The organism is Brachyspira sp. (genome assembly GCF_029258575.1).
Taxonomy (GTDB): domain Bacteria; phylum Spirochaetota; class Brachyspiria; order Brachyspirales; family Brachyspiraceae; genus Brachyspira.
The window spans coordinates 1-10,409 of sequence record NZ_JARHYI010000104.1; the positions used below are offsets into that span (position 1 = coordinate 1).

Here is a 10,409-nt window from a genome sequence, read left to right on the forward strand (position 1 = left end):
AAATAAAATATTACAAAATATTGATAAAAGATGTTTTTTGATATAGAATTAATAAAATTATGTATGATAATAGTGAATATTAAATATATGAATATAAAAAGAATCATTATAACACTAATACTAGAAATTTTATTGTGTATAGTACTTTACCCATTCGGCGGGAAACCTATAACTATTGAAAAGATAAGACCATATTATACAAGTTCAGAAACTGCTAAAGTTGATGTATACATATATACCAATATAGGAGATAATACAAATTATAATTATATATGTTTTGCAATAGCAGATTCCATTGCTAATCAAATAGAATATAATAAAACATTAAAACTGCAGTCGGAAACTAATTATGTAATTACTCCTGTAGATTTTGAAAGAGCATATAATTATAAAGTATATCAATTTACCAATATTACATATACTAGTAAAAATGACGGAAGCAATATAAGTATTATAACAAATTATGAAATTACAACCTATACCAATTGGGGAGGAGTAAGAAGTAATGTTCAATTAATTACCCCAGAAAGCAAAGGATTTGATTTACAAGAAGATGAAGTATTATTCGATTATAATGGAACAAATGTAATTTTGAAAAATACAAATAATTTCACACAAAAAGTAGATATAGGAAAAAATTATTATGAATATTTCGGAGATGATATAAAAAAATATGTATTTACAAGAAACAGCGATGTAGCTATATTCGGTACTATAGAATATGACAGACCGAATATTAATATAACAACATATATAGCATATATTAGAGAAAAAAAAATCAATTCATATTTTATAACTATACCAGAGGCAAAAATCGATGAACAAATACCAAATTATGCTTTAGATATAGCAAATAAAATAAGCTTTTTGGATAAAACAGGAATCATTGCAATAGATGTAAGCCCTAAAGATGCATTTATATATGTAGATGATGTTTTAATAGGAAAAAGCGGAGAAACTTTATATATACCTGCACTAACAACTAATGATCATAGATTTACCATAAAAAAAGACTCATATGAAACTATAGATACTATGCTTTCATTTCAAAATCCTAAAGAAAATATACTTTTAAATTTTAAATTAGTAGAATTAACTAACAAGGCTAGGGTTATAATAAATATACCAGGTGAAGAGCAAAGTTCTGTTGTTATAAATGGTATAAAAGAAAATCCTACTAATATAATAAATAGGCATTTCGGTTTTGGAACATATTCCATAAAAATAACAAATAGAAATTATATAGATTATTATGGTACTTTTACTATTGATAACACAAATTCACTGAATTTAACTCCAAATATGAAGAGATTTAAAGAACCTACATTGGTAGATAAAATATTTAAAAATTATGAAAGAAATACAAAAGTTTTTTTAGGATTAACTATAGCAAGTGCAATATTTTCTGTAGGAACTTATATATATGCAGGTGAAGTATTAGACTCTACTATGGTTAATTATTATAATAAATATCAAAATAGTCCTAATAGACCTCCTATAAATTTAAGAAATTATAATACAGCTATGAACATATATATAGCAGGAATGGTTATAACAGGTGCTTTTGCATTAACTACAGGTATATACTATATGCTTTGGATAAATGAAAACAACTTTGCCGTGGAACAGCTTTCATTTAATGCTGATTACAGAGGAGCCAATATAATGTATTCATGGCGGTGGTAAAATCAATATAATAAAAACTAATAATAAAATTCTCAATTATATTTGACAAAACATTATTATTTACTATACTACTAGTAATAATGTAATTTTAGGAGTAAAACATGCTTAATATAATTTTCATAGGAGCTCCCGGAGTGGGAAAAGGCACTCAATCTGCATTGATTGAAAAAGATTATTCTATAGCACATATTGCTACGGGAGATATGTTAAGAGAAAATATAGCAAATGGTACTGAGCTTGGAAAAACTGCAAAATCATATATGGATAAAGGGGAATTAGTGCCTGATAGTTTAGTTATTGATATGTTAAAAGATAGAATAAAAAAAGATGACTGTAAAAAAGGATTTATGCTAGACGGTTTCCCTAGAACTATGGAACAGGCTAAAGAATTATCATCAATATTTAAGAGTCTTAATTATAAAATAAGTGCTGTAATAGATATATTTGCCTCAGAAGAAGTAATAATAGAAAGATTATTAAAAAGAGGAAGAGCTGATGATAATGAAGAAACTATTAAAAATAGATTAAAAGTGTTTGAAAATCAGAGCAAGCCTGTATTAGAATATTATAGCGATAAAGCAAAAATAATCAAAATAGAAAGTATTGGTACTCCTGAAGAGGTATATGCTAAAATAAAAAAAGAATTAGATGCATTATAATTCATTATTTATAAATATGATAAGACTGCGGTTATAAACTGCAGTCTTTTTTTATATATAATAATTATGATGTCAAAATTATTTTTATGATATATATTCCGAGAATATAAAAAATAATATTATAAAAATTATTAATTTAATGAGTTTTATATATGCTTGAAGAGAATGATATAAATAATAGCAATGAAACAGAAAAAATTGAAGCTTTGCCTAGAAAAGCTGTTAAGAAAAAGGTTATAATCAAATCAAAACATAAAGAGAATATTAAAGATATAGATCTATCATCTTACGGAGCAAGAAGACAAGCAAGAATATATGCTATTATGTCTTTATACTCCTATGAAATAAATGAAAGAAAAGAAAGTATAAATGAAATTTTGAATTTTGATTATGATAAAAAAATACCTGAAAATATATTTTCATTTACTAGAACTTTAGTAGAGGGAACTATAAATAATTTAGAAAGAATAGATAATTTAATAGAAAAATATTCTAATAATTGGGATATAAAAAGAATACAATATGTAGATAAATCAATTATTAGAATGTCTATATATTCATTAATATTTTTGAAGGATATACCTAAATCTGTTGTAATAGATGAAGCTGTAGAAATTTCAAAAATTTTTAGTGATAAAGATTCTTATAAATTTGTAAATGGGATTCTAGATGGCATACAAGAAAAAGATATACAGTAAAAGATTAAACAAATATAAAAATATTCAGATGATAGTTTTTATATTATCTATAGGGGCATTAGGCTTGATTGCTATAATATCATTAAATGTAGCAATAATACAAGGCAAAGTAAAACTAAATTCTCAAATTGTAGACGATTATACTTTGGCAAAAGAATATTATAAAAATAAAGATTATAATAAAGCTAAATACATATTAAAAAAAGAAATCAGAGATACAATAGATCCTAAAAAACAATACGAAGCAAATATACTTCTTGGACAAATATATAATGAAACAAAAGAATATGATTCAGCAATAAAAATATTCAATACAATGACAAATTCATTATATTTAGATGAACAGTTAAAACATAATTTGGGTATTTCATATTTAGAAAAAGAGATGTACGATGAGGCATTAACTTCATTAGAAAATTCATTATCAATAAATAGTAATTATATACCTAGCCTTCTTACTTTGGGAAGATTCTATATGGATAGAAATTTACCTCGTTTGGCTAAAGGATACTATGAAAGAGTTTTGAATTTGGAAGAAAATGATGAAGCTTTATTTTATGTTGGATTAATAGCTCTTAATGAAGGTTTCCAAAGTATAGCTTATGATACTTTAAGTAAATTGGTAAGAAGAAGTAAAGGAGAATATGCTGATAAGGCTGCTACTATACTTGGAGATATATATGTTATATCAGGAGATACTGACAGTGCAATAGAAATGTATTTAAAAAGTTTAGTCAACTCTGATACAAAGCCTGATTCAATAAAAAAACTTGTACAAATATATGAGCAAGTTGAAGATTATGACGGAATTAAAAAAGTATATGAACAAATATTAGAGCAAAATCCTAATGATGTGGATACTATATTGGCATTAGGAGAATTATATGAAAAAGAAAATGTATATGACAGAGCTGTTAAATATTATTTAAGATTAACAAAAATGAAAGATTATACAAATACATATTATGCTACAGGACTACTTGCTAATGCTTACTATAAAGGAAGTATGCTTAAAGAAGCAGAAGCTAATTATAAAAAAATTATAATGGCAAATAATAAAGATGATTTATATAAAACTGCATTGGAAAGACTTGGAGATATAACATACAGACAAAAAGATTTTTTACCATCTCTTAAATACTATCAAGAAATATACAGAATAGAAACTAATAATGCTATATTTATGCCTAGATTAGGAGAATTGGAATTATACTATGGTAACTCTGACAAAGGAATAAAATTATTAAAAGAGTCAATTGCTGAAGATATTGGAAATGCTTTTCCAAGCAGAACACTTGCTGTTTATTATGAAAATACAGGAAATAATAATGAAGCTTTGAATTATTATAATTATACTCTTTCTAAATATCCTAAAGACAGAGAAAGTATATACAGAGCTGGAATGCTTTATTATAAAACAAAAGATTATAATAAATCAAAAGAATCTTTACTTATAGCGGCAAATGATGAAAATAATACTACTTTAGTAAGAGAAAATGCTTGGATAACATTAGCTACTATGATGGAGGAAATTCGCTCATATAATGATGCCACAGCATATTACGGACAATTGGTTGATATGTCGCCTAGTGTTGAAAATTACATGCTTTACGGAGCATTCTCATATAGAAGACTTCAATATAATGATGCTATATATGCCTATAATGAAGCTTTGAATTTAGCGGATTCTAAAAGGGATATGTTTGATATTAATTTATCTTTGGGTAAATGCTATTATAGAATTAATGAACTTGATAATGCTGAAGAAAGCTATAGAAATGCATTAAGTTATAATGGAAATGACCAGCAGGCTAAAGATGGATTAAGACAAGTTTTAACTAAAAAAGAACTTATGTATAATAATTAATCTTTATCTCCTCAGTTTATAAAATGAATTGATATAATTATAGCAATCTTTTGAAAATATATTTATTCAAAAGATTGCTAATTAATATAAGATTAATAATCAATAATTAATTTCCATTATTATTTTGATTCAATGAAGATTCAAGTCTTTTTCTTTCTCTTTCAGCCTGCTGTAATTCTGCCTGCATTTGATAATATGAAGCAAGTCTTTGCTGTCTGTATGCTTCTATACGATCTTTTTCAGCATCCATTCTTTTCTTATTTGCATCTAAACGATTTTTTGTCATAGTGATACTATTTTCAACTATTCCTCTTGTTTGAGAATAAGGAGTTATAAAATCGCTCATAGTATAAGCAACGCCTGTATCTGGTATATCATCTCCTGTAGTATCATTTGAGAATAATTCCTCTATACCATCCATTTGAGTTTCTATTTTATCCATAAACTTTTCTTCATCCACCTGAAGGAAACCTTTTTTTACTTTAGACCAATCTTCTCCAGCATCTCCTCTGTTAATTCCTATTTGATCAAGAAGAGCCAATTCTTCACCATACTCTGTTTCATATGCATCAGCAACTATCATTCTAACTCTTTGAGATATAGTACTTACAAGTGTATTTCCGCTGAACACTCCTACATAATAAAGTTTCTTTCTTAAAGCAGAATCTGACATTTCTACATTATACTCTACTCCCAAAGTAGTGGCTAAATCATTCAAATCAGTTCTATTCATGTTTTCAAGCCCCTCTCTTATATCTCTGCTTAAAGGTCTTTGAATAGTGTCATTCAAAAGATCAACAACCTCATTATAGGCTCTTATAAAATTAGCTATAGCATCAACTACTCCCTCTTTATCAACTTCAATGGTAGTAGCAAATGCATCTGGAGTTACTTTCTTAGCCGTAATATTAAGTCCATCAACAACATTATTGAATTCATTACTATCACTTAATACATCAACACCATCTATAGACGCTCTAGCATCTGTAGCTTCAGATATTAAATAATTAGGAGCATCTTCTTCCTTACCCATATCCTCAATAAGCAAATCTTTATAAAAAACATTGTATCCAGCATTTTTATTTATAAGAACAACTTCAGTAATAACATCGCCAGGTTCAAATTGTCCACCTATTGGTATATTAAGTCTCTGCCAAGAAGAACTTATAGTAGGTAAAGCAAAGAATTTTTCTACTTCATCTCCAGCTTTATTTATATATTTAACTCCTATAATTTCAGAATTAAATCCTGTAGCATCTATTGGTTCAGGAGCTTCTGCTTCAACGCCCTCTTTAGCTTTGCGTTCAGCTTCCAATGCTTCTTTATATTTCTTTATATCTTCAAAAGTTCTGGAACTATCAGCAGGAGATAAACCCTCTCCATAAAGCTCAACATCTTTATAAATAACACTATCAACTTTATTAAAAGTTAACCCAGTGTCTGGAATAGATAAATCAACTGTAGGAGGCATAATAGGAGCTTCTTCATCATCTAAAGTATCTGAAACTCTAGCTGTTATTGATAAAGTAATATTTTCATTAGCCTCAGCTTCTCTATGTAAAGGAAGGGATAATTTATTTTCTCCCTTCAATACTATAAAATCATTCTTTACCATGTAGTTTGTTGTAAGATTGTCAGATTCATCTTCCCATTTACTTAAAAGCTGTTCATTAAATATATGTCCCAAATGTCTGTATGGTCTTCTAGTGAACATATTAAGCTCTTTTAATATACCAGCATCATCGCTTACAACTTCAACTATATTTTTTGAACCTGTTGCTACTAAATCTATTGTAAGAACTTGTAGATTTTTAGACTTTTGAGTTATTGTAGTTTTGATTTTTTTACCAAAAGCTTTATCTATAGATTTTTGTAAATTTACCAAACTTCCGCCTGCAAAATCTATAGTAGTTTCTTCCTCACCTATTTTCAGTACTATTTTTCCTGCTGGTAATGCATCTGACATATTAAATGCTTTAGAAGAGAATTTTTGGCTAGCTGCTATATCTTTAATGGCTATATCATAAGCGGTAGTATTAGCAAGTCTATTTGCTGTTACAGTAAAATAATCAGGTATTCCTTCTCCTGTTCCTAGAAATTTTCTAAAAGGTGAACGAAAACCATAAAGTTCTTTTGAAGCAGTTGAAAGAGTATCTAATCTTGCTTTTAAATCTTCATAAGCAGAAATTTCTCTTTGATAATCTCTAGCATTATCCGCCAAATTGGAAAGAGTAGTACTCCTTTTATTTACTTCTGCCTCTACAGCATTTTTATATACTTCATCAAGAAAAGCTTCACTTGTTGCCATATAAACACCTCTCCTAAAAATTATATATATTAATAACAACTAAAATTTAATATTTTTGTAAAATAAATCTATTTTTAAATTATCGGAATAATAAAAAAAATCATAAGAATTTATAAAAATTATAATTTTATATATTATTAAAAATTATTTTACAATTTCAAAGATAAAGCTTAAAATATACATAAATTAATCAACAATATTTTTTAAATCTTTTATTATAGTATCTATATTCGATAATTGTAATACAGAATAATTCTTTAATTTATTTGCTATATACAAAAGTTTTTTAGTTTTTTCTATATGATCATAACTAAATAATATGGCTATAGGAACATTCAAAGCTCTTGCTATTTTATTCAAATTTATTATTGATATATTTCTCTTACCAACCTCAACACTTTGCAAATATTTAGCTAATATTCCAGACATTTCTGCTATTTCAGATATAGTTTTTGTTTGAGATTTTCTTATAGCTCTTATATTTTTACCAACTGAAGATATAAGTTCATTATCATCTCTGAATATATCATTACTAGAATTATTTTCTTCTTTACTATCACTGACTATACTATTGTAAAAAGGCTTCTTCAAATTAGTAGTAAGCATATTCAAACCTCCGCATTATGTTTGTACTTATCAAACATACCGTCTTCTTTAAAACTATAAAAAGAATTACCCGCAACTATAATATGATCAAGCATTTTTATATCAACCATCATAAATGCTTTATATAAAACCTTTGTAATTTCAATATCTTCTTTAGACGGCTTTGATATGCCTGAAGGATGATTATGAGATATTATAACATAGCTTGCCCCAACTGATAATGATTTTTCTACCAAATCTCTAGGATATATTGTAGCTGAATCTATAGTACCTCTAAATATATGCTCTGCAGATATGAATCTTTTATTTATATCTAAACAAATAACAGAAAAAGTTTCAAATTTAAGTTTTCCTAGTTTCACTATAAGATAATTAATTAAATCTTTTTTCTTGATACTAGGGGAAGCTACTTTCAAACTGCTCAATAAATAGTATTCTAAAATAGAAGGTATACTTTTTATTAAATTAATCTTTTTCAAATTAAGACCTTTAATTTTTAATAATTCTTTTTCTGAGGCATTAACTATGTTATGCAGATTATAAAAATTGTAATAAAGCTTTTCTACTATAGTATTTGCCTTTTCTAAAGATATTCCATTTGATATAATAGATGCAAATATTTGCTTCTCATTTGCAATATCAGAATTAGCATCTTCTAAGGCATTACTAAATTTGATATTATCATTATAAAAATCATTATACATACGCATTCCTTAATAAATTATAGTATAGCCTTAGTTAAACAAATTATTTTTTAAAAATAAGCCATTTATTAAAGAAAATAAACAGTATATATTTAACTTTTATAACTTTTTTAAAAAAATTATAATTATTATAAAAAAATCACAAAATTTAATATGATAATGTATATATTAATTTTATTTTTCCAGATGCATCTGTACCAATATTTGCATCTTCTATAACAATATAAAAAGTTTTTGTTTCATTTTTTTTGAGAATAAAATTTTGAGTATGTTCTTTTATTTTCACTTTATCAGCTCCAGATATATCTGTAAACACAAATGCATTTTGAGATTTATCATATTTAAAATTGATAATAGGATTATTTTTATTTATGATAACAGTATCATTTTGAATTTGAGGAATAGAAAATTTTTTATCATACATAGTAATATTTGCATCCAAACCTATATAAACCTCATCTTTATTCTCATACTGCATATCAAGTGTATATACAGTAGAAATAATACTTTTATTTTCTCCAACTGCTACTTTAAATAATGAATCAAAAAATAAACTAGGTTTTTCTTTTACTGATATACTGTTAAATACTAATTGATCTGTATTTAATTTATAACCTGCTCTAATATCATAAGAAAATCCAGCCTCTGATAAATAATTATTTCCACTTTTGCTTTTAGCACTTATATTTTCAATTGCAACATTTTGAATATTCAAAGCAATTTTATTTTTTTCTATTATTTTCATTGGTAAATAAGGAGATCGTCCAGGTTTTTTGTAATGTGCTACTTCTCTAGTTAAATCTTTAGGATCGCCATCTACTCTCGGAGCATATCTATTATTATTCGCTATAGACTGAATACACCAATCATAAATCTCTATATCTCCGTTAGGATGCACTATACCCACAGGATCATATTCATAAAAATAGGTAAGTCCATCAACAGCAAATTTTATCTGACTATTAAAATTAGCACTGTCAGCACTAGCCTCCCAGCCCAATTCAACAGCACCCCATTCCATAGGAGCAGGTATTCCTAAAATAGATTTCCATTTCACTGGTATAGCAAAAGCAAATACTAATTTTGAATAACTATCTATAGCAACTAAATAATTGTCCGTATCAAGTCCTGCACTTCCAGTAAAACGATAAAACCAAAATCTTTTTAATCTCTCGCTTTTATTATAAGCACTAGTTGAAACGAAAGTAGGATTCATATTTTTACACATATAATATTTTACTTTACTAACAACAAAGCCAGCTGCTTTGGTATTGGTGCCATTATAATAATATTCATTTCTTAAAGGATCCTTTAATTTCCAAGTATCATCTTTTATAAGCATATATTTAGGTTCATTTTTTATGCCAAAAGAAGCAGCTATAACATATTCTTTATCAAGATCAAGAGTAAAATTTCTATAATTAGGATTATTCCAAGGTTTTTTACCATCATCATTATTAAAAGGATCTTCTTCAGGCTTTAAAATATCCTCTCCTCCTATATCAGGCTCTTCTGTTTCATTACCTGATCCGCCATTAGACATTTGCTGATAATAATATCTAGGACTGAAATAATTTCCGCATGTATTCAATAGTATTAAACTAAAAATTAATATTAAAATAATAAATAATCTGTTTCTCAAAATGTATTCCAAAATATAAGTATTATATATACAATTATACTAATAAAATATATTAAGTAAACAACATTTTTATTGATTATGCCTAATATAGTTTATAATCATATATAAAAATAAAAAACGCTCAAGACTTTGCATATAACAAAGCCTTGAGCTAAACACTATATTAAAAAACTATCCTATGGATCAAAACTAAATAATACCTGCTATCCTTCCAGCAACCTGATAGAATATAAAACTAA

8 protein-coding genes are annotated in these 10,409 nt (G+C 26.5%); 4 read left to right on the plus strand and 4 right to left on the minus strand.

Translation table 11 applies throughout. The features are described from left to right. The first annotated feature begins 87 nt into the window (after positions 1-87). The 4 genes from Q1J76_RS08025 to Q1J76_RS08040 all read left to right on the plus strand — a co-directional run bounded on the left by Q1J76_RS08025 (position 88) and on the right by Q1J76_RS08040 (position 4,910). Positions 88-1,686 (plus strand): hypothetical protein, encoded by a 1,599-nt coding sequence (locus Q1J76_RS08025; protein ID WP_300369470.1) that lies wholly within the window; start codon positions 88-90, stop codon positions 1,684-1,686. Positions 1,687-1,787: 101 nt separating this feature from the next. After that, complete coding sequence (locus Q1J76_RS08030) at positions 1,788-2,345, plus strand: adenylate kinase (RefSeq protein ID WP_300369473.1); 558 nt, start codon at positions 1,788-1,790, stop codon at positions 2,343-2,345. 152 nt (positions 2,346-2,497) lie between these two features. After that, positions 2,498-3,043 (plus strand): transcription antitermination factor NusB, encoded by a 546-nt coding sequence (gene nusB / locus Q1J76_RS08035; protein WP_300369476.1) that lies wholly within the window; start codon positions 2,498-2,500, stop codon positions 3,041-3,043. Then, on the plus strand, positions 3,015-4,910 hold the full coding sequence (locus Q1J76_RS08040; protein ID WP_300369479.1) for a tetratricopeptide repeat protein: 1,896 nt from the start codon (positions 3,015-3,017) through the stop codon (positions 4,908-4,910). Before nusB ends, Q1J76_RS08040 begins: the two co-directional genes overlap by 29 nt. A 106-nt stretch (positions 4,911-5,016) precedes the next feature. On the opposite strand, the gene fliD is transcribed toward Q1J76_RS08040, so the two are convergent. The 4 genes from fliD to Q1J76_RS08060 all read right to left on the minus strand — a co-directional run bounded on the left by fliD (position 5,017) and on the right by Q1J76_RS08060 (position 10,170). After that, positions 5,017-7,218 (minus strand): flagellar filament capping protein FliD, encoded by a 2,202-nt coding sequence (gene fliD / locus Q1J76_RS08045; RefSeq protein WP_300369481.1) that lies wholly within the window; start codon positions 7,216-7,218, stop codon positions 5,017-5,019. A 186-nt stretch (positions 7,219-7,404) separates the two neighbouring features. Next, positions 7,405-7,824 (minus strand): helix-turn-helix domain-containing protein, encoded by a 420-nt coding sequence (locus Q1J76_RS08050; protein WP_300369484.1) that lies wholly within the window; start codon positions 7,822-7,824, stop codon positions 7,405-7,407. A gap of 2 nt (positions 7,825-7,826) precedes the next feature. Next, the gene (locus Q1J76_RS08055) at positions 7,827-8,528 is read right to left on the minus strand and encodes a JAB domain-containing protein (RefSeq protein WP_300369487.1); all 702 of its coding nucleotides are present in this window, start codon (positions 8,526-8,528) and stop codon (positions 7,827-7,829) included. Positions 8,529-8,676: 148 nt separating this feature from the next. Continuing rightward, complete coding sequence (locus Q1J76_RS08060) at positions 8,677-10,170, minus strand: hypothetical protein (RefSeq protein WP_300369490.1); 1,494 nt, start codon at positions 10,168-10,170, stop codon at positions 8,677-8,679. Positions 10,171-10,409 lie beyond the last annotated feature (239 nt).